Origin of the sequence: Achromobacter sp. NPDC058515 (genome assembly GCF_042721735.1) — a bacterium.
GTDB lineage: Bacteria > Pseudomonadota > Gammaproteobacteria > Burkholderiales > Burkholderiaceae_B > Achromobacter.
This window is the reverse complement of record NZ_JBHXNI010000011.1, coordinates 141208-167795: the sequence shown is the minus strand read 5'-3', so window position 1 is coordinate 167795 and position 26588 is coordinate 141208. Positions and strand designations below refer to the sequence as shown.

The window sequence follows — 26588 nt, the reverse complement described above, 5'->3', positions numbered from 1 at the left end:
TGCGCGTTCATGGCTGATATTCCCGGCGAGCGTCCCGATCCCGACGCGCTCTTGAAGAACCTGGACGATGCCGCGCGCCAGGCGGTGCGCGGCAAGCTGCGCGTGTACTTCGGCTCCTCGGCCGGCGTCGGCAAGACCTACGCCATGCTGGTGGCCGCCCGCGCGCAGGCCGCCCAGGGCGTCGACGTCGTGGCGGGCATCGTCGAGACCCACGGCCGGCGCGAAACCGCGACCCTGCTGGAAGACCTGGCCGTCCTGCCGCTCAAGGACGTTGACTACCGCGGCCACGTGCTGAAGGAATTCGACCTGGACGGCGCCTTGCAGCGGCGCCCAAGCCTGGTGCTGGTGGATGAGCTGGCCCATTCCAACGCGCCCGGCTCGCGCCACGCCAAGCGCTGGCAGGACATCCAGGAACTGCTGGCCGCGGGCATCGACGTCTGGACCACGCTGAACGTCCAGCACCTGGACAGCCTGAATGAAGCGGTCGGCAGCATCACCGGCGTGCGCGTCTGGGAGACGGTTCCCGACGAGGTCTTCGATTCGGCCGATGAAGTCATCCTCGTCGACCTGTCCGCCGACGAGCTGCTGCGCCGGCTGAAGGAAGGCAAGGTCTACCTGCCGGAGCAGGCCCGCCACGCGACGCGCAACTTCTTTCGCAAGGGCAATCTGATCGCGCTGCGCGAACTGGCGCTGCGCCGCACCGCCGACCACGTGGACGACGACGTGCAGGCCTATCGCCGCGACCGCGCCATCGAGCCCGTATGGCGAACGCGCGAGGCCATCGTCGCCTGCATCGGCCCGGACATCGACGCCGAGTACGTGATCCGCAGCGCCCACCGCCTGAGCCAGCAGCTCGATTGCGATCTGCACGTCGTCACCATCGACACGCCGCGTGCGGCCCCGCCGCCGCCCGCCGAGCTGGAGCGGCTGCAGCACAGCCTGGCGCTGGCCGATGCGCTGGGCGCCCGCAGCGAAACGCTGGCCGGAGGGGACATGGTGGACGCAGTTGTCCGCTATGTCCGCCGCCACAACATCACCAAGGCCCTCGTCGGCCGCACGCGCGCCAGCGGCCTGCAGCGGCTGCGCCTGTCGCTGTCGGCCTTGCTGAACGCGGCCATGACCCCGGGCTGGCTGTGGCGCCGCCACAGCTTTGCCGACATGCTGGCCGCGGGCTGCCCGGAAATCGACATCATCCGGCTGGGCGCGCCGCCGCTGCCCGCCCGCGCCGCGCCCGGGCGCGATCCGCTCACATTGGGACGCCGCGCCCGCCAGGCGGCCGATGAGCGCAACGGGCGTTCGCTGACCGGTTATGCCTGGGCCCTGTGCTATTGCGCGGCCGCCACGGCGCTGTCCGCGCTTGCCTTTCCCGCCCTGCACCAGACCAACATCGTCATGCTGTTCCTGCTGGCGGTGGTGGCGGTGGCGCTGCGCCACGGCCGGGGGCCGGCGGCGCTGGCCTCGGTCGTCAGCGTGGCGCTGTTCGACTTCTTCTTCGTCCAGCCCCTGACGTCTTTTGCCGTGTCGGACGTGCAGTACCTGCTGACCTTCGGCGTGCTGCTGGGCGTGGGCCTGCTCATCGGCCAGCTGACGGCCGGCCTGCGCCTGCAGGCCCAGACCTCCGTCAAGCGCGAAGCCGATGCGCGCAGCCTGTATGAGTTCGCGCGGGAGCTGTCGTCGGCGCTGCTGCCCGAACAGATCGTGGCCCTGGCCGGCTCGTTCGTGCATGCCACCTTCGGCTCGCGCTGCGCGCTCTATATCCTGGGCCTGGACGACCGCCTGAAGCTGGCCTCGCCCGCCGCAGACGACATGCCGCCGCTGGAGTCCGCCCTGGCGCAATGGGTCTATGACCACGGGCAGCCGGCGGGCGCGGGCACCACCACCCTGTCCAACAGCGAACTGCTGTACCTGCCGCTGAAGGCCCCCATGCGCACGCGCGGCGTGCTGGCGCTGGCGACGCCGCGCCGCAGCCTGTTCTCGCATCCCGATTCGCGCCGCCAGATCGAGGCTTACGCCACCCTGATCGCCATAGCGCTGGAGCGCCTGCACTATGTGGAAGTGGCGCAGCAGGCCCTGGTCAGCATGGAATCGGAAAAGCTGCGCAACTCCTTGCTGGCCGCCGTCTCGCACGACCTGCGCACGCCCCTGACCAGCCTGGTGGGCATGACCGACACGCTGATGCGCCAGCAGGCCGCGCTGCCCGCGGACATCCAGGACACCATCCGCGCCATGCGCGACCAGGCCCAGCGCATGCATGCGCTGGTCGCCAACCTGCTGGACATGGCGCGGCTGCAGAACCGCGACACGCCGCTGCGCCTGGAATGGCAGTCCGTCGAAGAACTGGTGGGCGCCTCGCTGGCCGCCATGCGGGAGCCGCTGGCCGCGCACCGGGTCACCGTCGCCAGCCTGTCCGACCTGCCGCTGGTGGAATGCGATGGCGTGCTGATCGAACGCGTGCTGTGCAACCTGCTTGAAAACGCGGCCAAGTACACGCCGGCGGGCAGCACCCTGCACCTGCACGCCGCCGTCCATGAAGACGAGCTGCGCGTGGCCGTCAGCGACAACGGCCCCGGCGTGGCGCCGGGCGCCGAACGCCGCATCTTCGAGAAATTCACCCGCGGCGAACGCGAATCCGCCACGCCGGGCGTCGGCCTGGGCCTGGCGGTATGCGAAGCCATCATCACCGCCCATCACGGGCGCATCTGGGTCGAGCATGCGCCGGGGCAAGCCTCGGGCGCGCAGTTCGTCTTCAGCCTGCCGCTGGGCACCCCGCCCGCGATCCAACCCGAAACCCCTTGATTTCCCTATGTTCGACTACCAGCCTGCCGTCCTGATCATTGAAGACGACGCCAACATCCGGCGCTTCGTCCGCCAGGCCCTGGAAAGCGAGGGGTGCACCGTCCATGAAGCCGACACCGTCAAGCGCGGCCTGATCGAGGCCGGCACCCGGCAGCCCGACGCGATCGTGCTGGACCTCGGCCTGCCCGACGAAGACGGCATGACCCTGATCCGCGAGCTGCGCGGCTGGACCGAGGTGCCCGTGCTGGTGCTGTCGGCCCGCAGCGCCGAGGCCGACAAGGTCGCCGCATTGGACGCCGGCGCCGACGACTACCTGACCAAGCCCTTCGGCGTCAGCGAACTGCTGGCCCGCCTGCGCGTGCTGCTGCGGCGCCACGCCAGGGGCGGGGCGGGCAACGCGGCCGAGATCGCGTTCGGCGACGTGCGCGTGGATTTCTCAAAGCGGGTCGTCGAACGCGCCGGCCAGCACGTGCACCTGACCGCCATGGAATACCGGCTGCTGGCCGCCTTGCTGGCGCACCGCGGCAAGGTCATGACGCACCGGGAACTGCTGCGCGAGGTCTGGGGCCCGTCGCACGTCGAAAGCAATCACTACCTGCGGATCTACATGGGCCACCTGCGCCAGAAGCTGGAAGCCGATCCCGCCCAGCCCGTGTTCCTGCTGACCGAGATCGGCGTGGGCTACCGCTTCGCGGGCTGAAGCCCGGGCTTTTCGCGCGCATTGATGCGGCCTTTACGCGGAAGGCGCGAGTCTTGTCTCGCGCTTTATGCCAATCCTCCTATTGTTGCGGTCCCGTTCAACACCAGGAGCATTCCATGTCCCGCAACACCCTGGCCGCGCTTGCACTGCTGGCCCTGAGCGCCACGGCGCAAGCCAGCGACGCCCCCGCCGCCGCCGAGACCCCCGCCACGGCCTCCGACTTCACCCTGACGGCCAACGTCACGCTCGCCAGCCAATACCGCTACCGCGGCCTGATGCAGACCAACAACAAGCCCGCGATCCAGGGCGGCTTCGACCTCGCCCACGCCAGCGGCTTCTACCTGGGCAACTGGAACTCCAACATCAGCTGGCTGAACGACAGCAACAGCGACGTTTCCGCGCCCGTCGAAATGGACTTCTACGGCGGCTACAAGGGCAATCTGGCCCAGGACGTGCCGGTGGACGTCGGCGTCCTGCAGTACTACTACCCCGGCGACTACCCGTCCGGCTACACCAGCCCCGACACTACCGAGCTGTATGCCGGCATCGGCTACGGCCCCTTGATGTTCAAGTACTCCATCGCCATGACCAACCTGTTCGGCTTCGCCGACAGCAAGTACAGCCAGTACTTCGACCTGTCCGGCAATTTCGACACCGGCGTCTGGGGGCTGACCGTCAACGCCCACGTGGGCCGCCAGACCGTGCGCAACGTCGACAATGGCTCCTACACCGACTGGAAGCTGGGCCTGACCAAGGACTTCGGCCAAGGCCTGTCGGTATCGCTGGCCTATCTGGACACCAACGCCGACCGCGCCGTCTACACCAATACGCGCGGCCGCGACATGGGCCGCGCCACGGGCCTGCTGTCCCTGACCAAGGTGTTCTGAGCACGGACGGGCGTTGACGCGATTTTTATGCGTCGCGCCCGCTTTTATCGGCAGGATTTACGGCGCGATTCCTATAGTGGAATCGTCATCAACCAACCGGATACGCGGATCGCCGCAAGCGGCGTCTCCGTCCCGCCCCCGCCATGATTCCCCGACTGGACCGCCGCCTGAACCGTTCGCCCGATCATCCGCACGCCGCCTCCCTGGCGTCCCAACCGCAATCCGACCTGGTCGCGCTGACGGTCAGGATAGACACGCTGGATGCCCTGAACGTGCGGCTGGCGCTGCATCGCGAGCTGGGCGACCGCATCGGCATCTACCTGCTGTCGGTGGACCATGCCCATGCGCAAAGCACGCTGCAGCTTCAATGCGCGCGCAGCGAACTGGACGCCCTGATGCACGCCGTCATGTGCGGCCTGCCCCAGGCGGAGTTTGGCCCGGTGCGTCCGGCCAGCGCAATCACGGTGCAATAAGCCATGGACATCCCTGCCAAGACCGTTTTCGAGGGCATCTGGCTGCCGATGGTCACCCCGATGCGCGGCGGATATGTGGACGTGGACGCCGCGCAGGCGCTGGCCCGCTATTACCGCAACGCCGGCATCGCCGGCCTGGTGCTGTTCGGCTCCACCGGCGAGGGCAACCTGCTGGGCATGCCTGAAAAGATCGACATGATCGAAGCCATCGCGAGCGACCCGCATGCGCTGCCGCTGGTCTTTGGCGCGGGCGGCGTCGACACCCGCGGCGTCGCGGCGGCGATCCGCCGCCTGGACAAGTACGCGCCGGCCGGCTATCTGGTGCCGCCGCCCTACTACCTGGGCCCCTCGCAAGCCGGCATTCTTTGGCACTACCGACAGATCGCCTGGGCCACCGAACGCCCCATCATCCTCTACAACATCCCCAAGCGCACGGGCGTGGCGATGACGGTGGAGACCATGGAAACGCTGGCCGCGCTGCCCAACTTCAGCGCCGTGAAGGAATGCAATCCGTCGGTGCTGGCCGCGCTGAATGCGCGCGGCACGATGGACGCGCTTTGCGGCGAAGACCTGGCGCTGCTGGACCATTTCCTGGCGGGCGGCCGCGGCGCCATTCCGGCCGCGGCCCACCTGTACCCGGAACGCTACGTCGAAGTCATGCAATTGGCCCGCGATGGCCATGCCGAGGCCGCCCGCGAAATGTTCGAACCCCTGCGCGGGCTGATCCGCCTGCTGTTCTCGGAACCCAACCCCGCGCCGATCAAGCGCGCGCTGGCCATGCAGGGCCTCATCGCCGACGAACTGCGCATGCCCATGACGTCCGCCAGCCGGGAACTCGGATCGCGCCTGCAGCGGGCCATGAGCGCGGTACAGGGATCGGCTAGGCGGCTGCAGACAGCTTGAACACGGACACTGCACGCGCCAGGCCGTCGGCCTGCTCGTGCAGAGTGCCCGCCGATGCGGCGAACTCTTCCACCAGCGCGGCGTTCTGCTGCGTCACGCTGTCCAGGTGCGTCACCGCCTGATTGATCTGCTCGATGCCCACGCTCTGCTCGTTGGACGCCGTGGCGATCTCGCCCATCAGCGGCGCGCTGGTGGCCGCGGATTCCAGCACGTTGCCCATCGTCGCGCTGGCCTGCTCCACGCGCTGGCTGCCCCGCACCACGGAATCCGACGAGGCCTCGATCAGCGTCTTGATCTCCTTGGCCGCGGTGGCCGAGCGCTGGGCCAGCGCGCGCACTTCGCCCGCCACCACCGCGAAACCCCGTCCCTGCTCGCCGGCCCGCGCCGCTTCCACGGCGGCGTTGAGCGCCAGGATGTTGGTCTGGAACGCGATTTCGTCGATCAGGCGGATGATCTCGCCGATGCGTTGCGAGCTATGCGAAATCTCGCGCATGGCGTCGATGGCGTGCTGCGTTTCCTCGCTGCCCTGCCGCGCCAGCCTGGCCGCCTCGCCCGCCAGCGCGCTGACCTCGCGCACGTGGTCCGCGCTTTGCCTGGCGGTGGCGGTGATTTCCTCCACGCTCGCGGCCGTCTGCTCCAGCGCGGCGGCCTGCTTTTCGGTGCGGTCGGACAAGTCCATGCTGCCCGCGGCGATCTGGCGCGAGGCGGCCGCGATGGACCCGGTGGAATGCACGATGCTGCGCACCGCCACGTCCAGCCGTTCCTGCATCCGCGCCATCGCGTCGAACAAGCGGCCGATCTCGCCCCGGTGATGGCGCGAGATGGCGCTGGACAGGTCGCCGTTGGCCACGCGTTCGCAGACGGCGACCGCCTCGTCCAGCGGGTTGATGATGTGCGCGCGGAAAAAGCGCAGCGCCGCCGCCAGCACCAGGACGAGGAGGCCCAGCGTCACGCCGCCCTGGCGCCACAAGGTCCCGTGGAACGCCGCGTCGACATCGTCCACGTACAGGCCCGTGAACATCAGCCAGCCCCATTCCGCGTCGTACGCCGCATAGCTGATCTTGGGCAGCGCGGCTTCGCCGCCCGGCCGGGGGAACAGGTACTGCACGTAGCCGCCGCCCGCCTTGCCCTGCGCGTAGAGGTGCTCAAAGATCGGCTGGCCCTCGCTGTCCTGGATGGCGCGCACATTCGTGCCCACCAGTTTGGCGTCGGGATGCGCCAGCAGGGAATAGTCGTCGTCGAACGCGCCGACATAGCCGTCCTTGCCGTAGCGCAGCTGCGCCAGGCGGCGCGCGACGTTGCGCTTGGCCTCGGCCAGGGGCACGCCCTCGTGCGCGCTCTGCTTGCCGTTGCGCAGAATGCCCGCGGCCAGGTCCAGCACGTGGAGCAGCTCTGTCTTGCGGTCGGCCACCATCTCGGCGCGGCGTTGCCACGCGTCCCAGGCGCCCAGCGCCAGCACGGCCGCGCCGATGGCAAACACGAACCACAACAGTTCCCTACGCAAGCTGGACTTACTCATCGCATCCTTCAATGTCCTTTCGCGCCCCGAAACCAATGGCGGCAAAATGTGACGGTTCATGTATTTCTTCCCGCCAGGATACGGACATAAAACAGTGTTTTCATCAAACCGCCGCGGCAAGCTTGATCTAGCGCAACCCGCATAAAAAAAAGACGCAAGGCGCGCGCGCCTTGCGTTCTTGGATACGGCTTCGGGCATCCGCCCGCGCGGCCTAGCGCAGCGGCTGGCCCGCGCGGTCCGGGCGCGGCGTGGTCAGCGCAATCAGCGTCACCATGATCAGGCCATAGGTCGGCACGCTGCGCATATTGCGGAACATCATCTCGGTCAGGCTGAACGCGCAATAGCCCAGGCAGAACAGCAGCCCCAATTGCGCGCCAACACGGATGACGCGGTCGTCGCTGGCCAGCCGCCGGAAGAAGACAGCCGCCGGCAGCAGATACAGCGTCAGGATGCTGATGAGGCCCAGCAGGCCGTATCCGGACAAGGCCGCCAGCAAATCGTTGTGGGGTTCGCCAAAGCCGTCGACAACCTCTTGCGTCACGATGCCCTGGGTCTGCAGTTCCCGCAATTCCTCGCGGAACTTGCTGGGGCCGATGCCTACGATCGGGCTCTTCTGGAACATGATGATGGACGCGTGCCAGAGCTGCAGCCGGATGCCGAAGGACGTGTCGCGATTCGCCGACGTTGCGAAGCCCTGAACGTCTCTGGAGATCTCATGCATGCGCGTGCTGAACGTCCAGATGGCGGCCGCGCTGGCGATCAGCGCGACGCAGACCGCCAGCGCGCAATACACCTTGTGGCGGCGCTTCCAGTTGCGCAAACCGAGCAGGAACACCAGCCCCAGGATGGGCAGCAGCATCCAGCTGCTGCGGGTCTCGGATTTCCAGGTGGCATACACGGCCAAGGCGGCAACCAGCAGCTTCACGCCCGTTTCGACACGCGGCCAACGCGTGCTGGCGCCCCAGCCCAGGGACAGGAGCGTCATGGCGCCGAACAGCAAGGTTATGTTCGCGAACGCCACGGCGTTGTAGCGCCCGCCGATCTCGACGACGGCATTGCGCCCCAGTGTTTCCAGGGTCACGATCAGCATCGCCGCGCCGGCCAGCGCGCCGGCAAGAATGCTCCATTGCAGGTGCTTGAGCCACCGCCGAGGGGCGCGCAGCAAAAGCCAGAGGATCGGCAGCGCCAGCGCAAAGCGCAGCAGCTTCTCCAGTTCCGAATCGCTCCACACGCCCCGCACCGCGGACGTGATGAACATACAGGCCAGCGGCAGCAGCAGCGCCAGCGACACGGGCCACAGGGCGCCGAAGTTCATGGGTTCATAACGCTTGACGGCATTCACCGCCAGCGCGGTCAGCGCAGTCAGGCCGCTCAGATAAAGAATGGCGGGCCCGCCCACCGGGCTGGTCAGCGCCAGCGCGGGGACCAGGAGAACAAGCCAGGTGACCAGGGAAACATACAGTCGGGGCACAACACTCAACCTGAAATGAACAAAGCAAGCGCGAAGCGCATCATGCTATTGATTAGACAAAACCCGCCCGCCATGACGGCGGGCGGGTTTTCGGGACATGCGGGGCGAACCGCGAACTACATGTTTTCGATCATGACCTGGCCAAAGCCCGAGCACGACACCTGGGTCGCGCCTTCGAGCAGGCGGGCGAAGTCGTACGTGACCTTCTTGGACAGGATGGACTTTTCCATGCTGGAGATGATCAGGTCGGCGGCTTCGGTCCAGCCCATGTGGCGCAGCATCATTTCAGCCGACAGGATCTCGGAACCGGGGTTCACGTAGTCCTTGCCCGCGTACTTCGGCGCCGTGCCGTGCGTGGCTTCGAACATGGCGACCGAATCCGACAGGTTCGCGCCCGGGGCGATGCCGATGCCGCCCACTTGCGCGGCCAGCGCGTCGGAGATGTAGTCGCCGTTCAGGTTCAGGGTAGCGATCACGTCGTATTCGGCCGGGCGCAGCAGGATCTGCTGCAGGAAGGCGTCGGCGATCACGTCCTTCACGATGATCTCGCGGCCCGTCTTCGGGTTCTTGAACTTGCACCACGGGCCGCCGTCGATCAGTTGGGCGCCGAATTCCTTTTGCAGGAGCTCGTAGCCCCAGTCGCGGAAGCCGCCCTCGGTGAACTTCATGATGTTGCCCTTGTGCACCAGCGTCAGCGACGTGCGGTCGTTGTCGATGACGTACTGAGCAGCCTTGCGCACCAGGCGCTCGGTGCCTTCGCGCGAAACCGGCTTGATGCCGATGGACGAGGTGTTCGGGAAGCGGATCTTCTTCACGCCGAGCTTGGTCTGCAGGAACTGGATCAGTTCCTTGGCCTGCTCGCTTTCGGCCATGTATTCGATGCCGGCATAGATGTCTTCCGAGTTCTCGCGGAAGATCACCATGTTGGTCTTCTCGGGCTCGCGCACCGGGGACGGCACGCCCTTGAAGTACGCCACGGGACGCAGGCACACGTACAGGTCCAGCTGTTGGCGCAGCGCCACGTTCAAGGAACGGATGCCGCCGCCGACTGGAGTGGTCAGCGGACCCTTGATGGAAACCACGTAGTCTTTGACGACTTCCAGGGTCTCGTCGGGCAGCCACACGTCCGGGCCGTAGACCTTGGTGGCCTTCTCGCCGGCATAGACTTCCATCCAGTGGATCTTGCGCTTGCCGCCGTAGGCTTTCTGCACCGCCGCGTCGACGACCTTGATCATCACGGGGGTGATGTCGGCGCCCGTGCCGTCGCCCTCGATGAAGGGAACGATGGGCTGTTCAGGCACATTCAGCGAGAAATCGGCGTTGACCGTGATTTTCTGGCCGCCAGCGGGAACCTTGATATGTTGGTAGGACATGAATGCTCCATTTGCTCCGGGTGGTTTTTCTGCGCGCGCCGGCATCGGAAAGCGTCCGATTCCGCGGGGAATACCGCCCCCCGCGAACCGCTCACCGGATGGCGGATAGCAACCAATTCTATATCGCAAAGGGGCGGGCCGACCTGACGGTCCGGCCGGGGCGGTAAAATAATGCTTCTACAGCCCGCTTTCCGTCCCCCGCAGATGTTCAATCCCTCCCGCGACCAAGTCCGCGAATTCTTTATCGAAACCTGGCGCAAGCACCGCGCCAACGAGGTCCTGACCCCGCTCGAGGCCATCGCGCTGGACTGGATCATCGAGCATCCGGAATATCACGGCGACCTCGAAAGCCCCGACGCCATGACGGCCGAGTACGCCGTGGAAAAAGGTCGGACCAATCCTTTTCTGCACCTGTCCATGCACCTGGCCATCGCGGAGCAGCTGTCCATCGACCATCCGCCCGGCATCCGCCGCGCCTATCAGCAGCTGACCGCGCGCTCGGACGCCCACCAGGCCGCCCACGAGATCATGGAATGCCTGGGCCAGGTCGTCTGGGAAGCCCAGCGGCTGGGCACTCCGCTCGACAGCGACACTTACATAGACCTGATCCGCCGGCGCGCCAGCCTCTGACCTGAACAAAAAACCCTCGGATTTCCGAGGGTTTTTACCGTTGCCGCCGGCAATTTCAAGCCGAACCTATATCCGGCCGAAGCTATCCGGCCGAACCTATCTGCGCACGCCCAAATCGCTGGGCAGCGACGAGAGCCAGGCCGACACGTTGGAGATGTCCTGGTCGGACAGCTGCGTGGCGAAGGCGCCCATGATGGGGTTCTTGCGCACGTTGGCCGTGGCCGCGCTGCCCGAGGCGCCGCGCTTGTAGGCCTTCAAGGCGTGGGCCAGGTAGTCGGCGTGCTGGCCGGCCAGCGTCGGGTAGGCCGGGTCCACCGCCGTCTTGGCGTCGGCGCCATGGCAGGACGCGCAATTGAACTTGTCGAAGACGGCCTTGCCGGCCGCCAGGTCCTGCGCCTGGGCGGCGGCGCCCGAGATGGCCAGGGTCGCGCCCGCAAGGGCAAGCATGGTGCGGTTCATAGATTTGCCCCCTTATTTGAGATTCGAGTAGTAAGCGGCCAGGTCGGCGATGTCCTGGTCGGACAGGCTGCCGGCAATGGCGTCCATCGTGGGATGGCTGCGCGCGCCTTTCTTGTACTCGTTGAGGGCGGTTTCGATGTATTTGGCGTTCTGGCCGGCGATCATCGGCACGTGATACAGCTCGGGAAACGTCGCCTTGTAGCCGTCGATGCCGTGGCAGCCGATGCACATGGAGACCTTGTCTCGGGCATTCTGGATATTACCGACCGGCGCTGCGTCCGCAGCAACAGCCTGGCCGGCGATCGCACAGGACGCCATGGCGGCCAACACGGATATCGTGCACTTCAGAGAGGTTCGCAACTTCATTGGAATGACTCTTCTTGGTATGGCTAAGGACTAGGGCCTGCTCACACGAAAAGGCCCTCGGCAAACACGTTGCGGGTGGAACCCAAAGCAAAACCGCCTGATTGTACGATAATTGCTCAGGATTAATACCTTACGATGCTATTGATCCCCATCAAACCACAGAAGCCATCAGACCATGTCCGCAGCCCAGACCGCCTCCTCCGCCAAGCCAGTCCGCTTCGATGGGACCGACAGCTACGTCGCCACCGATGACCTGAAGCTTGCCGTCAACGCCGCGCTCACCTTGCAGCGCCCGCTCCTGATCAAGGGAGAGCCCGGCACCGGCAAGACCATGCTGGCGGAAGAAGTCGCCCGCGCGCTGGGCCGGCCGCTGCTGCAATGGCACATCAAGTCCACCACCAAGGCGCATCAGGGCCTGTACGAGTACGATGCCGTGTCGCGCCTGCGCGATTCGCAGCTGGGCGACGAAAAGGTCCGCGACATCCGCAACTACATCGTGCAGGGCACGCTGTGGCAGGCGTTCCAGGCGCACGAGCCTGTCGTGCTGCTGATCGACGAGATCGACAAGGCCGACATCGAATTCCCCAACGATCTGCTGCGCGAACTGGACCGCATGGAATTCCATGTGTACGAAACGCGCGAGACCATCGCCGCGCGCCACCGCCCGCTGGTCATCATCACGTCCAACAACGAAAAGGACCTGCCCGACGCCTTCCTGCGCCGCTGCTTCTTCCACTACATCCGCTTCCCGGACCGCGACACCATGCGCGACATCGTGGCGGTGCACTACCCCGACCTGAAGCAGGACGTGCTGCGCGCCGCGCTCGACACCTTCTTCTCGCTGCGCGAAGCGCCGGGCCTGAAGAAAAAGCCGTCCACCTCCGAACTGCTGGACTGGCTGCGCCTGCTGCTGGCCGAGGACGCCACCGCGGCCCAGATCGACGCGCATACGGCCACGGCCGTGCCGCTGATGGCCGGCGCGCTGCTGAAGAACGAGCAGGACGTGCATCTGCTCGAGCGCCTGGCGGCCATGACGCGCGGCGGCCAGCGCCGCTGATCCTGCACTCACGGGCGGCCCGCACATGCTGATCGACTTCTTCTATCACCTCAGGGCGCACAAGCTGCCCGTCTCGGTCAAGGAATACCTGACCCTGGTGGACGCCCTGCGCCAGGACCTGATGGCGCCCACGCTGGACGAGTTCTACTTCCTCGCGCGCGCCACGCTCGTCAAGGACGAGTCCCTCTACGACCGCTACGACAAGGCTTTCGGCGCCTATTACAAGGGCATCGAAGCCGCCTTGCCCGCGGGCAAGGAGATCCCGCTGGACTGGCTGATCAAGCAGTTCGAAAAAAGCCTCTCTCCCGAAGAAAAGGCCGCTATCGAAAAGCACGGCTGGGACAAGCTCATGGAGCTCTTCAAGGAACGCCTCGAAGAGCAGAAGGAACGCCACGCGGGCGGCAGCAAATGGATCGGCACCGGCGGCACCTCGCCCTTCGGCAACGGCGGCTACCACCCCGAAGGCATACGCATGGGCGGCGCATCGGCCGGCAACCGCAGCGCCGTCAAGGTCTGGGACATGCGCCAGTTCAAGGACTACGACGACCAGGTCGAGCTCGGCACGCGCAACTTCAAGGTGGCGCTGCGCCGGCTGCGGCGCTTTGCGCGCCAGGGCGCCGAGATGGAACTGGACCTGGACGACACCATCGCCAGCACGGCGCGCAACGCCGGCCACCTGGACCTGCGCATGGTCCCGGAGCGCCACAATACGGTCAAGGTACTGATGCTGCTGGATGTGGGCGGCAGCATGGACGACCACATCGGCCGGGTGGAAGAACTGTTCTCGGCGGCCCGCTCCGAATTCCGCAACCTGGAAGTCTATTACTTCCACAATTGCCCCTACGAAAGCCTGTGGCAAAGCAACCGCCGCCGCCAGAACGAACGCTTCGACACCTGGGACGTGCTGCGCAAGTACAACCCCGACTGGCGCCTGATCATCGTCGGCGACGCCACCATGAGCCCCTACGAGATCCTGCAGCCCGGCGGCTCGGTCGAACACTACAACAAGGAACCCGGCGCCGAATGGATGCGCCGGCTGCTGGGCGCCTGGCCGAAATCCGTCTGGCTCAACCCCGAGCCCACCGCCTCGTGGCAATACCGCCAGTCCATCGCGCTGATGCGCGACATCATGCAGGACCGCATGTACCCCGTGACGGTGGCCGGCCTGGAGCAGGCCATGCGGATGCTGTCCAAGTAAGAACCGGGGCCTGTAAACAGGCCCCGCCCTGGCTCAGCCGTCGACCGGGTTGTTGGGCGTGTCCAGCGTCAGCTGGTAGAACGCCAGGTCCAGCCAGCGTCCGAACTTGAAGCCCGCCTCGCGGATCGTGCCGGCGTGCTGGAAGCCCAGCTTCTCGTGCAGCCGGATGCTGCCCTGGTTGGACGCATCGATCCCGCCGATCAGCACATGCACCTGCCGGGCGCGGGCGCGCGCGATCAGTTCCCGCATCAGGGCCTCGCCCAGCCCCAGGCCGCGAAAACGCGCGTCCACGTACACGGAATGCTCGACCGAATACTTGTAGGCCGGCCAGGCGCGGAAGGTGCCGTAGCTGGCGAAGGCCATCAATTCGCCGGCCTGGTTCTCAAGCCCCACCACGGGAAAGCCGCCCTGCTGCTTGGCCTGGAACCATCCGAGCATGGCCTCGCGCGGCCGCGGCTTGTAGTCGTACAGCGCGGTGGACGTGGCGATGGCGTCGTTGAAGATGGCCAGTATCTGGTCCGCATGGCGTTCATGCGTGCAATCGACCAGCGTCGCGCCTTCCGGGGCGCGGAGTTCTGCGTGCGTGTTCATGCCTGAATTTTAGCCAGCCGCGAACCCGCGAGACAAAAAAAACCGGCGAATCCGCCGGCTCAGTGAGGTGTTGCCGCTTCTGGCCACTCTCAGGCGGCGCGGCTCTCCACAGATCGGTGAGCGTTATTCGCCATGTTGCGCAGGCCCGGGCACTGGCGCCACGACAATTCATCGGCGTCCATGTCGAGGTCAAAAAGATCATTGGCGGCGGGCCAAGGATGGCTGCGCGCCGCCGCGCCCTCCATCTCCAACACATGGCCGGCGAATCCGCGCGGCGATCCCCCGCACTCCGCAAAATACCGCTGTGTGTTCAAGTCCACCACATACGTGGTCATGTCATGCGTCAATATGGCCACGAATTGGCCGTCATCACTGGCATAGGCGTACTGAAACTGTCCTTTGATGCCCTCGCCGCTCAGGGCGCTGCCTGTCAATTGGGACAAAGCACGCGTGACGATCTCGGTCAGCATGGGTCGTTCCTCCGAAAAATGCGCCGGCAGGATGCCGGCAGCGAAGGCGCGAACGACAAGCACCGGCGCCGCGGATGCGGCGGCGTCTGGCGTTGGACGGGAAACCGGTGGACGGCTGTCGCGCATCCCGTCGGCAACAGCTACTGCTTCTGTAAAAGCTTACACCCGCGACCGCCCATACCTCAAATCAGCCTTGCATTTCCAGGGCGCTGCACTGCAACATGACAGATCGGCGCGGCTCTCAGCGCCTTATGCCGCCGCAAACGGCAAGTCTCCAGGATCCCTGTCACCATTTCTTTTGACCAGCCAGCCATCGCGGCTTATCCGGTACAGCACGTGCGAGCGCAGCGGATTTCCCGCTGGCACCGCCGGGTGGTCGAAGCATTCCGGGTCGGCGCGCATGCCCAGGCGCTCCATCACTGCGCGCGAGCGCAGGTTGGCCGGCACCGTGAACGCCACGATCTCGCCCAGCCCCACCTGCTCGAAACCCACGCGCAACGCCGCCTCGGCGGCCTCGCTGGCGTAGCCCCTGCCCCAGAAAGGCCGCGCCAGCCGCCAGCCGATCTCCACGCCCGGGGCAAACGGCAAGGCGGCAGCCAGCGGCTTGATGCCCACAAAGCCGATAAAGGGCGCGACCCCGGGGGCCTCCACCGCCCAAAAGCCCCAGCCGTGCTCATCGATGCCCGCCGCCAGCCGGTCAGCCAGCGCATCGCTCTCCTGGGCGCCAAGAGGCAGCAGGTACTCCGTCACGCCGGGGTCGCCGTTCAGCTCGGCGAAAGGCTTGCGGTCGGCCGCAAGCCACTGCCGCAGCACCAGGCGCGGGGTTTCGACTTCCACGGATAAAGACATATCGGATTTCCCTTGCCTCGCGGCCTGCGGCCGAGCCCGCCGCGGACGCTTCCCCGTGCGCGAGCCCCTGAACCATTGCCAACGTATACACTCCAACGGATTCTGCCATGCCAAAGGAATTGTCTGCCATGCGCCTGTCCCTGTCGAAGCTGCCGCGTCCGTTGAGCGCGCTGCTGTTCTCCTCCTTCCTGGCCTTTCAGGCCGGGGCCGCCAGCCTGCCGGCCGGCGTATCGGAGGCCGCCTCGATTGAAGGCATCACCGAATACCGCCTGGCCAATGGCCTCAGGGTGCTGCTGGTTCCCGACGAATCCAAGCCCTCCACCACGGTCAACATGACCTACCTCGTCGGCTCGCGCAACGAAAACTATGGCCAGACGGGCATGGCTCACCTGCTGGAGCACATGCTGTTCAAGGGCACGTCCACCACCCGCAACGCCATGGGCGAATTCTCGCGCCGCGGCCTGCAGGCCAACGGCTCGACCTCCAGCGACCGCACCAACTACTTCGCCAGTTTCGCCGCCAACCCCGACACCCTGAAGTGGTACCTGGGCTGGCAGGCCGACGCCATGGTCAACTCCCTGATCGCCAAGGAAGACCTGGACTCGGAAATGACCGTGGTGCGCAACGAGATGGAAAGCGGCGAGAACAGCCCCTTTCGCATTCTCATGCAGAAAATGCAGTCCGCAGCCTACCAATGGCACAGCTACGGCAAGAACACCATCGGCGCCCGCTCCGATGTCGAGAACGTGGACATCGGCCAGTTGCGCGCCTTCTATCACGAGTACTACCAGCCCGATAACGCCGTGCTGATCGTGGCGGGCAAGTTCGACCCGCAAGCCACCCTGGCGGACATCGAGGCCACGCTGGGCAAGCTGCCCAAGCCCGACCGCAAGCTGCCTCCCGAATACACGGTGGAGCCGGTGCAGGACGGCGAGCGCTCGGTGATCCTGCGCCGCGCGGGCGGTACGCCGCTGGTCGCGGCGATGTATCACATCCCCGCCGCGGGCAGCCCCGACTTCGTGCCTTTCGACCTGGCCACCACCATCCTGGCCGACACGCCGTCTGGCCGCCTCTACCATGCGCTGGTCCCGACCAAGCTGGCTTCGGGCGTGTTCGGCTTCACGATGGAAAACCTGGATCCGGGCCTGGCGATGTTTGCCGCCCAATTGCCGCCGGGCAAGAGCCTGGACGCCGCCATGAAGGCGTTGACCGGCACGCTGGAATCGCTGGGCAAGAAGCCCTTCACTCAGCAGGAACTGGACCGCGCGCGCAGCAAGTGGCTGACCGCATGGGAGCAAACCTACAGCGATCCCGAGCAAGTCGGCGTGGCGCTGTCCGAAGCCATCGCCGCCGGCGACTGGCGCCTGTTCTTCTTGCAGCGCGACCGCGCCCGCAAGGCTTCGCTGGCCGACGTGCAGAAGGCCGCCACTTCCTACCTGGTGCAAAGCAACCGCATCGAGGGCCGCTACATCCCGACCGAAAAGCCGGTGCGCGCGCCGCAGGCGCAACGCACGGACCTGACCGAGGTCTTCAAGGACTACAAGGGCGATCCGGACTTCAAGGCCGCGTCCGCCTTTGATCCCACGCCCGAGAACATCGACAAGCTTACCCAGCGCAAGAAGCTGGACCTCCCCAACGGCCCGGTGCAACTGGCGCTGCTGCCCAAGGCCACGCGCGGCAGCCGCGTGCAGGCGCAGATGCTGATCCAGTTCGGCAATGAAAAGGACCTGCTCGGCCAGCGCGTGAATTCCAGCGCCGCCGCCGACCTGCTGCTGCGCGGAACGGCCAAGCTGTCGCGCCAGGACATACAGGACCGCCTGGACAAGCTGCAGGCCGAGCTCGGCTTCAGCGGCGGGGGCACCACGCTCAAGGTCGCCATGTCGACCAAGGGCGAGAATCTGCCCGAGTTGACCGCCCTGGCGCTGGACATCATCCGCAACGCCAATTTCCCGAAGGAACAGCTCGAGGAGTATCAGCGCCAGCTTGAAACCTCCATCCAGAACGCCATGACCGAACCCTCGGCCCTGGCCGGACGCGCGCTGGCGCGCCAGGACAACCCGTGGCCCGCCGACGATCTGCGCTACGTGCCCACGTTCGAGGAATCGCTGGCTGGCGTGCGCGCCCTGAACCGCGACGCCCTTTCCAAGTTCCACGCCAAGTTCTATGGCGCCGGCCGCATCGAATTCTCGGCCGTTGGCGATTTCGAGCCGGAAGCCGTGGAAAAGGCCATCAAGACCGGCCTGGCGGGATGGAAGAAGGCGCCCGCCTACACCCGCGTGCCCAATCCGTACCGCGACGTGCCCGCCAAGCAGTTCGACATCGACACGCCCGACAAGGCCAATGCCTTCTACCTGTCGCGCATGCCGCTGAAGCTGCAGGACACCGATCCCGACTACGCCGCGCTGTACCTGGGCAACTACCTGTTCGGCGCGTCGGAAACCTCGCGCCTGTGGAACCGCGTCCGCGAGACCGAAGGCCTGTCCTACAACGTGCGCAGCTCCCTGTCGGTGTCGTCGTTCGAGCCCACGGGAAGCTGGAGCATGTATGCGATCTACGCGCCGCAGAACCGCGAGCGCCTGGAAAAGGCCATCAATGAGGAACTGGCCCGCGTACTGAAGGACGGCTTCTCGGACAAGGAGATCTCGGAAGGCATCACCGCGCTGCTCAACTATCGCAATCTGGCCCGCGCGCAGGACGACATCCTGGCCAGCACGTGGCTGGACTATCTGCAGCGCGGCCGCACGTTCGCGTGGTCGGCCGAGATGGACAAGAAGATCTCCGCGCTGACGCCCGATGCGGTCAATGCCGCCTTGCGCCGGCACCTGCGGGCGGACGGCTTCAGCACCGCGGTGGCGGGCGACTTCAAGAAGAAATCCACGCCCTGACCGGACTTTACGCCTGTCAAAACCCCTGCCTCGGCAGGGGTTTTTTTGTATGAATGCATCTGGCGGGGACAGGTCATTTTCTAGAAAATAGGCTTGACCATGCCACTCACGGGGGTAATTGTTAAAAAATCTACGATTACTCGGTTATTTGGAAAGATGTTTTCAGTGAATACGGGTTTATCCCAGGTGGGATAGCGAGCACAATTCAGTCATCGGGAACACAACGAACACGACGGAGGGCCGCCGGATTCGGTCCCCACCTAAGACGAATTGGAGGTCTGACCATGAAAACCCTAACTACCACCCTACTTCTTTCCCTGGCTCTGGTTGGCGTTGGCGCGCAAGCGGCCGGCGTTGAACAATCCAAGAGCAGCGCTCAGGTCGCGACCGAGCTGCAGCAAGCCAAGGCCAGCGGCCAATACACCTTCGGCGAGCTGGACTATCCGCCCGCCGTGCCGCAGACCACGGGCCTGAGCTCGCAGGAAGTGCAAGCCCAGCTGCAACAAGCCAAGGTCAACGGCCAGTACACGTTTGGCGAACTGCAATACCCGCCCGTCGCGGCGGCTGCGGCCAGCGTCAAGACGCGCGCCGAAGTCCAATCGGAACTGGCGCAAGCCAAGGCCAGCGGCCAATACACGTTCGGCGAGCTTGACTACCCGCCGACCGCCCGGTGAGCTGCTTGCTGTAGCCCGGCCGGCCTCGGGCGGCATCATGGCTTGAGGTCGGTTTTTTCTGGCGACAGCGGTGGTTGCTGTAGCAGTAGTAGTTGAAGTTGAAGTTGAAGTCGCTATTGAAGTTGCAGTCGCAGTAGATGTGGATGTTGCAGTAGCAGTAGCAGTAGCAGTTGCAGTAGCAGTGAAACCGCGGCGAAAGCCGCGGTTTTTTTATGGGCTGGTGGTTCGTTCTGGCTGGGAAGGTTTGGGTTCTTTAGCCGCCTGGCGCGGCGGCGGCCCGGGCGCGCGGGCGGCCTTGTTGGGCTTACGCGGTGGCTCGCGTCGTTGAGGGGACGCTTCGCGGTGCTGCTGCGGAAAAAAAAACCGCGACTCTCGTCGCGGCTTTTGCTCTTGCTTTTGCTTTTTTGCTTCAGGCTTGTCAGCTGAAGAATTCCTTGACGCGGTCGGTCCAGGACTTGCTTTGCGGCGAGTGGCGGTCGCCGCCGTCGTTCAGCGAAGCCTCGAACTGGCGCAGGATGTTCTTCTGGTCGTCGCTCAGGCGGACCGGCGTTTCCACCACGACGTGGCAGTACAGGTCGCCCGGGTAGCTGCCGCGCACGCCGCGGATGCCCTTGCCGCGCAGGCGGAAGGTCTTGCCGGACTGCGTGCCTTCCGGGATCGAGATCTCGGCCTTGCCGCCCAGCGTCGGCACCTGGAGCTCGCCGCCCAGCGCCGCCGTAGTGAACGGGATGGTCAGCTCGCAGTGCAGGTCGTCGCTGTCGCGCTGGAAGATCTTGTGCTGCTTGATGTGGATTTCCACATACAGGTCGCCCGGCGGGCCGCCGTTGATGCCCGGTTCGCCATTGCCGCTGGAGCGGATACGCATGCCGTCGTCGATGCCGGCGGGAATCTTGACCTGCAGGGTCTTGTTGCGGCGGATGCGGCCCACGCCGTCGCAGGACGGGCACGGGTCGGTGATTTCCTTGCCGTTGCCGTGGCAGGTCGGGCACGTTTGCTGGACGCTGAAGAAGCCTTGCTGCATGCGCACGGCGCCCGAGCCCCCGCAGGTGCGGCAGGTCTTGGGCGAGGTGCCCGCCTTGGCGCCGGAGCCGTGGCAGGTGTCGCAGTGTTCCCAGCTGGGCACGCGGATTTCGGTGTCGAAACCGGCAGCGGCCTGTTCCAGCGAGATTTCCAGCGCGTACTTCAGGTCGGCGCCGCGGTACACCTGCGGGCCGCCGCCGCGACGGCCACCGCCGCCGCCGCCGCCGAAGATCTCGCCGAAGATGTCGCCGAAGGCGTCGGCAAAGCCGCCGCCCATGCCCGCCCCGCCCATGCCGGCGGAGTTGGGGTCCACGCCCGCGTGGCCATAGCGGTCATACGCGGCGCGCTTCTGTTCATCACCCAGGACCTCGTAGGCTTCCTTGGCTTCCTTGAACTTCTCTTCGGCTTCTTTGCTGTCCGGGTTGCGGTCCGGATGGTACTTCATGGCCAGCTTTCGATAGGCCTTCTTGAGGTCGTCGTCCGCGGCGTTTTTTGCTACGCCCAGGACTTCGTAATAGTCGCGTTTTGCCATGATCCGTGGGCTCAAAAACGAGCCTTCTTTTCAGTGCTACAGAATGAGTCCGCCCGGTAGGCGGATTTCTCCGGCTACCGGGCGGCAGAGGCAGGTCAGCGCCCGGCCATTATTGGTCGCGCTTGACTTCCTTGAAGTCGGCGTCGACGACGTTGTCGTCCACCGGCTTCGCGTTGTCGGCCGCTTGCTGCTGGCCGGCGGCTTGCTGCGCCTGCATGTCGGCGTACATCTTCTCGCCCAGCTTCTGCGATGCCGTCGACAGGGCTTCCACCTTGGCGTCGATCGCGGCCTTGTCGCCTTCCTTCAGCGTGCCTTCCAGGTCCTTGATGGCGGCTTCGATGCTTTCCTTTTCGGAGGCTTCGAGCTTGTCGCCATACTCGGTCAGCGACTTGCGGGTGGCATGCACCAGCGCGTCGGCCTGGTTGCGCGACTGGGCCAGTTCGGCAACGCGGTGATCTTCCTCGGCGTTGGCCTCGGCATCCTTGACCATGCGCTGGATCTCGTCTTCCGACAGACCCGAGTTGGCCTTGATGGTGATCTTGTTTTCCTTGCCGGTGCCCTTGTCCTTGGCGGACACGTGCAGAATGCCGTTGGCGTCGATGTCGAACGTGACTTCGATCTGCGGCATGCCGCGAGGCGACGGCGGGATCCCTTCGAGGTTGAACTCGCCCAGGGCCTTGTTGCCCGCGGCGATTTCGCGTTCGCCCTGGAACACCTTGATCGTCACGGCCGGCTGGTTGTCGTCGGCGGTCGAGAAGGTCTGCGAGAACCGGGTCGGGATCGTGGTGTTCTTCTGGATCATCTTCGTCATCACGCCGCCCAGGGTTTCGATACCCAGCGACAGAGGCGTCACGTCCAGCAGCAGCACGTCCTTGCGGTCGCCCGACAGCACGGAGCCCTGGATGGCGGCGCCAGCGGCGACGGCTTCATCGGGGTTCACGTCCTTGCGCGGATCCTTGCCGAAGAATTCCTTCACCTTCTCCTGGACCTTGGGCATGCGGGTCATGCCGCCGACCAGGATCACGTCGTCGATGTCGGAAACCTTCACGCCGGCGTCCTTGATGGCCACGCGGCAGGGCTCGATCGTGCGTTCGATCAGTTCCTCGACCAGCGCTTCCAGCTTGGCGCGCGTGATCTTCAGGTTCAGGTGCTTCGGGCCCGAGGCGTCCGCCGTGATGTACGGCAGGTTGATTTCGGTCTGCTGAGTCGACGACAGTTCGATCTTGGCCTTTTCAGCCGCTTCCTTCAGGCGTTGCAGGGCCAGCACGTCCTTGGACAGGTCAACGCCTTGTTCCTTCTTGAACTCGGAGATGATGTAGTCGATGATGCGCTGGTCGAAGTCTTCGCCGCCCAGGAAGGTGTCGCCGTTGGTCGACAGCACTTCGAACTGCTTTTCGCCGTCGACGTCGGCGATCTCGATGATGGACACGTCGAACGTGCCGCCGCCCAAGTCATAGACGGCGATCTTGCGGTCGCCCTTCTCGGTCTTGTCCAGGCCGAACGCCAGCGCGGCAGCGGTGGGTTCGTTGATGATGCGCTTGACTTCCAGGCCCGCGATGCGGCCGGCGTCCTTGGTGGCCTGGCGCTGGCTGTCGTTGAAGTAGGCGGGCACGGTGATGACGGCCTCGGTCACTTCTTCGCCCAGGTAGTCCTCGGCGGTCTTCTTCATCTTGCGCAGCACGTCGGCCGACACTTGGGGAGGCGCCATCTTCTTGCCGCGCACTTCCACCCAGGCGTCGCCGTTGTCGGCGCGGACGATGGCGTAGGGCATCAGGTTGATGTCCTTCTGCACCGCCTTTTCTTCGAACTTGCGGCCGATCAGGCGCTTCACCGCGTACAGGGTGTTGCGCGGGTTGGTCACAGCCTGGCGCTTGGCCGGCGCGCCGACCAGGGTCTCGCCATCGTCCATGTAGGCAACGATGGAGGGGGTGGTGCGAGCGCCTTCCGCGTTTTCAATGATTTTGACCTGCCCGCCGTCCATGACAGCCACGCAGCTGTTGGTCGTGCCCAGGTCAATGCCAATAATCTTGCTCATGGTGGGTTACCTTGATTAAATCTATGAAAATAGAGAAAAACTTCTTGTCCCCACATAACTGGGGCTGCCCGCAGGGTTTTTCAAGACGCCTGGCTGGAATTTTCCGCGGCCGGGTCCTGCAAGCGCTGGATTGCCGCCGTGAACTGGGGCAATCCGGGCCAACCGGTGATACGTCCCAGCCGCTTTCCGGACCGGTACAGCACAAAAGTGGGGACGCCATGCAGCGAAAAGCGCCGGCCCAGCGGTTCGTCCGCGTAGACGTCGGCTTCGAACCACGTCAAGCCGAGCCCAACCAGCGTTTCCTGGTGCAGCAGCGCCGCCTGCTTGAAAAGATTGCAGTTATAGCAATCCTGGCCCCACAGAAATACGCAACGCAAATCCGATCCCGGCGCCTGGACCACGGCGGCGTCGAATCCCGCGGTGTCGACATGACGCATGCCGAACACCTGGAATACCTGAGCCGGATCGAAGCGGGGATCGGTCATGGGGCGTCGGGTATTCAGCCCTGGCCGGCCGACACCACCACCAGCGCCGGACGCAGGGTCCGGTCGGCGATGGCATAGCCCTTTTGCAGCAGCTGCAGCACGGTGTTGGCGGGCTGCTCGTTGGGAATGGACGAAATGGCCTGATGCTGGTGCGGGTCGAACTTGTCGCCCTGCGCCGGCGCGATTTCCTTGAGCAGATTGCGCTCGAAGGCGGCGGCCAGCTGCTTGAGGGTCACTTCGACGCCTTCGCGCAGCGTTTCTACGGTCTGGTCAGGCTGGGCCAGCGCGGCTTCCAGGCTGTCCTTGACCGGAACCAGGCTTTCGGCGAACGACTCGATGCCGAACTTGCGCGCCTTGGACACTTCTTCCTGGGCGCGGCGGCGCACGTTCTCGGCTTCGGCGTGGACGCGCAGAAGCTGGTCGTGCTGCTCGTTGACGGTAGCCTGGGCCGCGTCCAGCTGGGCGCGCAACTCGTTCAGCTCGGCCTGCGCGGCGTCCTGGGCGGCGGGGGCCGCATCGGCGTTCTGGCCGACTTCGGGCGCCTGGTCTGCAGGCTCGTGGGGTGCCGTCATGGGGAATCCTCCAAAAAGAATGGCTTTCGCAGACATGAATGGGGGCCAATACCCCTATTTCAAGCCCGGGTAAGCGAAATATTCCCTGACGGCGGCCGGGGACGGCCGCCCACCGGACGAAATCCGCCTATTTCTTGTGCGGCTGCGCCGGCGCGACGGCGTCGCTGGCCGGAAAACTCTCTTTCAGGGCGCGGTCCACACGCTTGTCGTCCGCGTCCGGATCGGATTGGATCGCGACCGGATCGCTGGCCGGAAAGGTGTCGGCCAGGGCCTCGTCCAGCTCGTGTTCGACGTGGTCCTCGTCGACCGGGGTGCTTACCTTCCCCTTTTGGACCGTCTTTCCAGTCTTGGGATCATGGTGCATGCGCCTTCTCCTTCAAGTCCGTGATGTCTGAGACCATCCCTGCAAGTGCCGTTCCACGAGGCGGGCCAGCCCCGAGATCCAGGCCGGATCGTCATTGATCGCCGGGATGTAACGGAACTGCTTGCCCCCTGCCCCGACAAAGGCTTCGCGGCCCTCCAGGCTGATCTCTTCCAGGGTTTCCAGACAGTCTGCCACAAATCCCGGGCACACCACATCGACCTCGGTGATCCCGGAGCCGGCAAGCGCCTTGAGCGTCAGCTCGGTATAGGGCTCCAGCCAGCGGGCGGTGCCGAACCGGCTCTGGAAGGTCACTTCGATATCTTCGCGCGGCAGCGACAGGCGCTGGGACAGGAGACGCGCCGTCTCCATGCAATCGCGGTAGTAGGGGTCGCCCAGCTCGATCGAATAGCGAGGCAGGCCGTGAAAGCTCATGACCAGCTTCTGGGGCTTGCCGTGTTCCTGCCAGTAGCGCTCGATGCGGCCGGCCAGCGAGTCCAGGTAGGCCGGCTCTTGGTGAAAGCGCTTGATGAAGCGCATTTCGGGCTGGTCGCGCAGCCGTCCCACATGGCGGGTCACCGCGTCCACCACGGTGGCCGTGGTGCTGGCGGCGTACTGGGGATAGAGCGGCACGGTCAGGATGCGGTCGCAGCCCTGCTCGCGCAGCCGCGTGATGGCGTCGGGAATGGAGGGGTTGCCGTAGCGCATCCCCAGCTCGACGACGGCGTCCACGCCGGCCGCCTGCAGGGCGGCGCGCACGCCATCGGCCTGGCGCTGGCTGTAGACCATCAGCGGCGAGCCTTCCTTCATCCAGACGCCGGCGTAGCGCGGCTCCAGCTTCTTGGGCCGCATGTTCAGCACGAGGCCGTGCAGGATGGGCTTCCAGAGGTAGCGTGGAATCTCGATCACGCGGGGGTCGGACAGAAATTCGCCCAGGTATTTGCGTATGTCCTTCTTGCCCGGCGTGTCCGGGGTGCCCAGGTTCACCAGCAGCACGCCGATCTTGCCGGGCACGCGGGGCGGGGGATCTTCGTTGAAGGGGTCGTCTTGCTCGGTTTCAGGCAGGTAGCGTTCAGGCCAGAGATACTTGAACAGGCGAAGAAACACACAGACTCCCCTTCCTCCGCAGGGAGGATGTAGCTTTGAATGGAACTACTGATTGTGGCTGAGGGCGTTGGACAGCAGGCGCGCCGTGATGTCCACGATGGGAATGACGCGTTCGTAGGCCATGCGGGTGGGACCGATCACGCCCAGCGTGCCCACCACCTTGCCGTCCACGCCATAAGGCGCGGTGATGACGGACACCTCTTCCATCGGCACCAGCTGCGAATCGCCGCCGATATAGATCTGCACGCCCTGCGCGCGACTGGACACGTCCAGCAACTGCAGCAGGTCGGTTTTTTTCTCGAACAGCGAGAACATCTTGCGCAGCCGGTCCATGTCGGAGGCGATGTCCGTCACGTCCAGCAGCTTGCGCTCGCCGGAAATGACCACGGCGTCCCCGTCTTCGGCGGCTTCGGCGCTGGCTTCGACGGCGGCCTGCATCAGGCGCGAGATATCTTCGCGCAGTTGGGCCAGCTCGGTGGACAGGGTCTGGCGCACCGCGTTGAAGGATTTGCCCGCGAAATGCATGTTGAAGAAATTGCCGGCTTCGAGCAATTCGGCTTCGGCGTAATCCCGCTGGACGAAAAGGATGCGGTTCTGAACGTCGCCGTCGGGCGTCACAATGATCAGCAGCACCCGCTTGTCGGACAGCCGGATGAATTCGATCTGGCGGAACACCTGGGCGCGCTTGGGCGTCAGCACCACGCCGGCGAACTGCGTCAGGTTGGACAGCAGCGCGGCGGCCGCGTTGACCGCGCGGGTGGGTTCGGCCGCCGACAGCATCTCGCCCATGTTGTGGGGTTGCAGCTGATAAGACTGCACCGCCAGCAGGGAATCGACGAACATGCGGTAGCCCCGCGGCGTGGGAACACGGCCGGCGGAGGTATGCGGGCTATGGATCAGTCCCAGCTCTTCCAGGTCCGCCATGACATTGCGGATGGTGGCCGGAGACAAGTCGAAGACTTTCGATAGCGTCCGCGAGCCGACTGGCTGCCCATCGGCGATGTAGCGTTCTATCAACGCTTTCAGTAGTGCGCGTGCGCGGTCATCCATAACAGGTATTTTAGGGAATCTTTTCCAATTAAGGCGATTTTTGTCCCGCAAGCGGATATGCGGCCCCATATAATCGGCTAACCAGCCCATTCCGGGCGGGTTTCGGCCTTTCTGATTTGCACGCA

General features: G+C 65.2%; 25 protein-coding genes. 10 read left to right on the top strand and 15 right to left on the bottom strand.

The features are described 5' to 3' along the window. Window positions 1-9 precede the first annotated feature (9 nt). The 5 genes from ACFWP0_RS19635 (at window position 10) to ACFWP0_RS19615 (ending at window position 5759) form a co-directional block, all read left to right on the top strand. Window positions 10-2796 (top strand): DUF4118 domain-containing protein, encoded by a 2787-nt coding sequence (locus ACFWP0_RS19635; RefSeq protein ID WP_377844820.1) that lies wholly within the window; start codon window positions 10-12, stop codon window positions 2794-2796. 7 nt (window positions 2797-2803) lie between these two features. Continuing rightward, window positions 2804-3496 carry a two-component system response regulator KdpE gene (gene kdpE, locus ACFWP0_RS19630; RefSeq protein ID WP_377844818.1) on the top strand — a complete coding sequence of 231 codons (693 nt, stop codon included), beginning with the start codon at window positions 2804-2806 and terminating at the stop codon, window positions 3494-3496. A gap of 116 nt (window positions 3497-3612) precedes the next feature. Then, on the top strand, window positions 3613-4383 hold the full coding sequence (locus tag ACFWP0_RS19625; RefSeq protein WP_377844816.1) for a TorF family putative porin: 771 nt from the start codon (window positions 3613-3615) through the stop codon (window positions 4381-4383). Window positions 4384-4526: 143 nt separating this feature from the next. After that, window positions 4527-4856: a hypothetical protein gene (locus ACFWP0_RS19620; RefSeq protein WP_377844814.1), complete on the top strand. Its 330-nt coding sequence runs from the start codon at window positions 4527-4529 to the stop codon at window positions 4854-4856. A 3-nt stretch (window positions 4857-4859) separates the two neighbouring features. Next, window positions 4860-5759 carry a 4-hydroxy-tetrahydrodipicolinate synthase family protein gene (locus tag ACFWP0_RS19615; RefSeq protein WP_377844812.1) on the top strand — a complete coding sequence of 300 codons (900 nt, stop codon included), beginning with the start codon at window positions 4860-4862 and terminating at the stop codon, window positions 5757-5759. Here ACFWP0_RS19615 and ACFWP0_RS19610 read toward each other — a convergent pair. The 3 genes from ACFWP0_RS19610 to icd form a co-directional block, all read right to left on the bottom strand. Further along, on the bottom strand, window positions 5737-7278 hold the full coding sequence (locus tag ACFWP0_RS19610; RefSeq protein WP_377844810.1) for a methyl-accepting chemotaxis protein: 1542 nt from the start codon (window positions 7276-7278) through the stop codon (window positions 5737-5739). The two genes, ACFWP0_RS19615 and ACFWP0_RS19610, sit on opposite strands and share 23 nt — an antisense overlap. A 211-nt stretch (window positions 7279-7489) precedes the next feature. Further along, complete coding sequence (locus tag ACFWP0_RS19605; protein ID WP_377844808.1) at window positions 7490-8749, bottom strand: O-antigen ligase family protein; 1260 nt, start codon at window positions 8747-8749, stop codon at window positions 7490-7492. A 116-nt stretch (window positions 8750-8865) separates the two neighbouring features. Beyond that, window positions 8866-10122: an NADP-dependent isocitrate dehydrogenase gene (gene icd / locus ACFWP0_RS19600; RefSeq protein WP_006217809.1), complete on the bottom strand. Its 1257-nt coding sequence runs from the start codon at window positions 10120-10122 to the stop codon at window positions 8866-8868. Between the two features lie 204 nt (window positions 10123-10326). On the opposite strand from icd, the gene ACFWP0_RS19595 reads away from it, so the two are divergent. Further along, complete coding sequence (locus tag ACFWP0_RS19595; RefSeq protein ID WP_171661874.1) at window positions 10327-10752, top strand: DUF1841 family protein; 426 nt, start codon at window positions 10327-10329, stop codon at window positions 10750-10752. Between the two features lie 96 nt (window positions 10753-10848). On the opposite strand, the gene ACFWP0_RS19590 is transcribed toward ACFWP0_RS19595, so the two are convergent. Beyond that, the gene (locus tag ACFWP0_RS19590; protein ID WP_377844807.1) at window positions 10849-11211 is read right to left on the bottom strand and encodes a c-type cytochrome; all 363 of its coding nucleotides are present in this window, start codon (window positions 11209-11211) and stop codon (window positions 10849-10851) included. Window positions 11212-11223: 12 nt separating this feature from the next. Beyond that, entirely contained in the window at window positions 11224-11577 is a 354-nt protein-coding gene (locus ACFWP0_RS19585) for a c-type cytochrome (RefSeq protein ID WP_377844805.1), read from the bottom strand. Window positions 11578-11752: 175 nt separating this feature from the next. Between ACFWP0_RS19585 and ACFWP0_RS19580 the strand changes: the two genes are divergently transcribed. Then, complete coding sequence (locus ACFWP0_RS19580; protein ID WP_377844803.1) at window positions 11753-12634, top strand: AAA family ATPase; 882 nt, start codon at window positions 11753-11755, stop codon at window positions 12632-12634. A gap of 25 nt (window positions 12635-12659) precedes the next feature. Beyond that, the gene (locus tag ACFWP0_RS19575; RefSeq protein WP_377844801.1) at window positions 12660-13832 is read left to right on the top strand and encodes a VWA domain-containing protein; all 1173 of its coding nucleotides are present in this window, start codon (window positions 12660-12662) and stop codon (window positions 13830-13832) included. A 33-nt stretch (window positions 13833-13865) separates the two neighbouring features. Here the strand turns inward: ACFWP0_RS19575 and ACFWP0_RS19570 are convergent, their stop codons facing one another. The 3 genes from ACFWP0_RS19570 to ACFWP0_RS19560 all read right to left on the bottom strand — a co-directional run bounded on the left by ACFWP0_RS19570 (window position 13866) and on the right by ACFWP0_RS19560 (window position 15742). Beyond that, window positions 13866-14423: a GNAT family N-acetyltransferase gene (locus tag ACFWP0_RS19570; RefSeq protein ID WP_377844799.1), complete on the bottom strand. Its 558-nt coding sequence runs from the start codon at window positions 14421-14423 to the stop codon at window positions 13866-13868. Between the two features lie 89 nt (window positions 14424-14512). After that, complete coding sequence (locus ACFWP0_RS19565) at window positions 14513-14893, bottom strand: hypothetical protein (protein ID WP_377844797.1); 381 nt, start codon at window positions 14891-14893, stop codon at window positions 14513-14515. A 249-nt stretch (window positions 14894-15142) separates the two neighbouring features. After that, window positions 15143-15742, bottom strand: a complete 600-nt coding sequence (locus tag ACFWP0_RS19560) for a GNAT family N-acetyltransferase (protein WP_377844795.1) — start codon at window positions 15740-15742, stop codon at window positions 15143-15145. 128 nt (window positions 15743-15870) lie between these two features. Between ACFWP0_RS19560 and ACFWP0_RS19555 the strand changes: the two genes are divergently transcribed. After that, window positions 15871-18627 (top strand): M16 family metallopeptidase, encoded by a 2757-nt coding sequence (locus ACFWP0_RS19555; protein ID WP_377844793.1) that lies wholly within the window; start codon window positions 15871-15873, stop codon window positions 18625-18627. A 284-nt stretch (window positions 18628-18911) separates the two neighbouring features. After that, on the top strand, window positions 18912-19301 hold the full coding sequence (locus ACFWP0_RS19550) for a DUF4148 domain-containing protein (RefSeq protein ID WP_377844791.1): 390 nt from the start codon (window positions 18912-18914) through the stop codon (window positions 19299-19301). 418 nt (window positions 19302-19719) lie between these two features. Here the strand turns inward: ACFWP0_RS19550 and dnaJ are convergent, their stop codons facing one another. The 7 genes from dnaJ to hrcA all read right to left on the bottom strand — a co-directional run bounded on the left by dnaJ (window position 19720) and on the right by hrcA (window position 26463). Next, entirely contained in the window at window positions 19720-20853 is a 1134-nt protein-coding gene (gene dnaJ, locus ACFWP0_RS19545) for a molecular chaperone DnaJ (protein ID WP_377844790.1), read from the bottom strand. A 109-nt stretch (window positions 20854-20962) separates the two neighbouring features. Beyond that, window positions 20963-22888 carry a molecular chaperone DnaK gene (gene dnaK / locus ACFWP0_RS19540; protein WP_377844788.1) on the bottom strand — a complete coding sequence of 642 codons (1926 nt, stop codon included), beginning with the start codon at window positions 22886-22888 and terminating at the stop codon, window positions 20963-20965. A gap of 80 nt (window positions 22889-22968) precedes the next feature. Further along, window positions 22969-23373, bottom strand: coding sequence for a thioredoxin family protein (locus tag ACFWP0_RS19535; RefSeq protein ID WP_377844786.1), 405 nt, complete (start codon window positions 23371-23373; stop codon window positions 22969-22971). Window positions 23374-23387: 14 nt separating this feature from the next. Further along, window positions 23388-23945: a nucleotide exchange factor GrpE gene (grpE, locus tag ACFWP0_RS19530; protein WP_377844784.1), complete on the bottom strand. Its 558-nt coding sequence runs from the start codon at window positions 23943-23945 to the stop codon at window positions 23388-23390. 127 nt (window positions 23946-24072) lie between these two features. Next, on the bottom strand, window positions 24073-24309 hold the full coding sequence (locus tag ACFWP0_RS19525; protein WP_377844782.1) for a hypothetical protein: 237 nt from the start codon (window positions 24307-24309) through the stop codon (window positions 24073-24075). 12 nt (window positions 24310-24321) lie between these two features. Continuing rightward, a complete protein-coding gene (hemH, locus tag ACFWP0_RS19520) occupies window positions 24322-25413 on the bottom strand; it encodes a ferrochelatase (RefSeq protein WP_377844780.1) in 1092 nt (363 codons plus the stop codon). Window positions 25414-25458: 45 nt separating this feature from the next. Beyond that, entirely contained in the window at window positions 25459-26463 is a 1005-nt protein-coding gene (gene hrcA / locus ACFWP0_RS19515) for a heat-inducible transcriptional repressor HrcA (RefSeq protein ID WP_171661859.1), read from the bottom strand. Between the last annotated feature and the right edge of the window lie 125 nt (window positions 26464-26588).

Coding starts and splice junctions, on each gene's coding strand:
- ACFWP0_RS19620 (WP_377844814.1), top strand. CDS start 4,527: ATGATTCCCCGACTGGACCGCCGCCTGAACCGTTCGCCCGATCATCCG.
- ACFWP0_RS19585 (WP_377844805.1), bottom strand. CDS start 11,577: ATGAAGTTGCGAACCTCTCTGAAGTGCACGATATCCGTGTTGGCCGCC.
- hrcA (WP_171661859.1), bottom strand. CDS start 26,463: ATGGATGACCGCGCACGCGCACTACTGAAAGCGTTGATAGAACGCTAC.
- ACFWP0_RS19565 (WP_377844797.1), bottom strand. CDS start 14,893: ATGCTGACCGAGATCGTCACGCGTGCTTTGTCCCAATTGACAGGCAGC.
- ACFWP0_RS19535 (WP_377844786.1), bottom strand. CDS start 23,373: ATGACCGATCCCCGCTTCGATCCGGCTCAGGTATTCCAGGTGTTCGGC.
- ACFWP0_RS19575 (WP_377844801.1), top strand. CDS start 12,660: ATGCTGATCGACTTCTTCTATCACCTCAGGGCGCACAAGCTGCCCGTC.
- ACFWP0_RS19580 (WP_377844803.1), top strand. CDS start 11,753: ATGTCCGCAGCCCAGACCGCCTCCTCCGCCAAGCCAGTCCGCTTCGAT.
- grpE (WP_377844784.1), bottom strand. CDS start 23,945: ATGACGGCACCCCACGAGCCTGCAGACCAGGCGCCCGAAGTCGGCCAG.
- ACFWP0_RS19550 (WP_377844791.1), top strand. CDS start 18,912: ATGAAAACCCTAACTACCACCCTACTTCTTTCCCTGGCTCTGGTTGGC.
- ACFWP0_RS19595 (WP_171661874.1), top strand. CDS start 10,327: ATGTTCAATCCCTCCCGCGACCAAGTCCGCGAATTCTTTATCGAAACC.
- ACFWP0_RS19570 (WP_377844799.1), bottom strand. CDS start 14,423: ATGAACACGCACGCAGAACTCCGCGCCCCGGAAGGCGCGACGCTGGTC.
- ACFWP0_RS19555 (WP_377844793.1), top strand. CDS start 15,871: ATGCGCCTGTCCCTGTCGAAGCTGCCGCGTCCGTTGAGCGCGCTGCTG.
- ACFWP0_RS19635 (WP_377844820.1), top strand. CDS start 10: ATGGCTGATATTCCCGGCGAGCGTCCCGATCCCGACGCGCTCTTGAAG.
- ACFWP0_RS19525 (WP_377844782.1), bottom strand. CDS start 24,309: ATGCACCATGATCCCAAGACTGGAAAGACGGTCCAAAAGGGGAAGGTA.
- dnaJ (WP_377844790.1), bottom strand. CDS start 20,853: ATGGCAAAACGCGACTATTACGAAGTCCTGGGCGTAGCAAAAAACGCC.
- ACFWP0_RS19560 (WP_377844795.1), bottom strand. CDS start 15,742: ATGTCTTTATCCGTGGAAGTCGAAACCCCGCGCCTGGTGCTGCGGCAG.
- icd (WP_006217809.1), bottom strand. CDS start 10,122: ATGTCCTACCAACATATCAAGGTTCCCGCTGGCGGCCAGAAAATCACG.
- ACFWP0_RS19610 (WP_377844810.1), bottom strand. CDS start 7,278: ATGAGTAAGTCCAGCTTGCGTAGGGAACTGTTGTGGTTCGTGTTTGCC.
- kdpE (WP_377844818.1), top strand. CDS start 2,804: ATGTTCGACTACCAGCCTGCCGTCCTGATCATTGAAGACGACGCCAAC.
- dnaK (WP_377844788.1), bottom strand. CDS start 22,888: ATGAGCAAGATTATTGGCATTGACCTGGGCACGACCAACAGCTGCGTG.
- ACFWP0_RS19615 (WP_377844812.1), top strand. CDS start 4,860: ATGGACATCCCTGCCAAGACCGTTTTCGAGGGCATCTGGCTGCCGATG.
- ACFWP0_RS19625 (WP_377844816.1), top strand. CDS start 3,613: ATGTCCCGCAACACCCTGGCCGCGCTTGCACTGCTGGCCCTGAGCGCC.
- ACFWP0_RS19590 (WP_377844807.1), bottom strand. CDS start 11,211: ATGAACCGCACCATGCTTGCCCTTGCGGGCGCGACCCTGGCCATCTCG.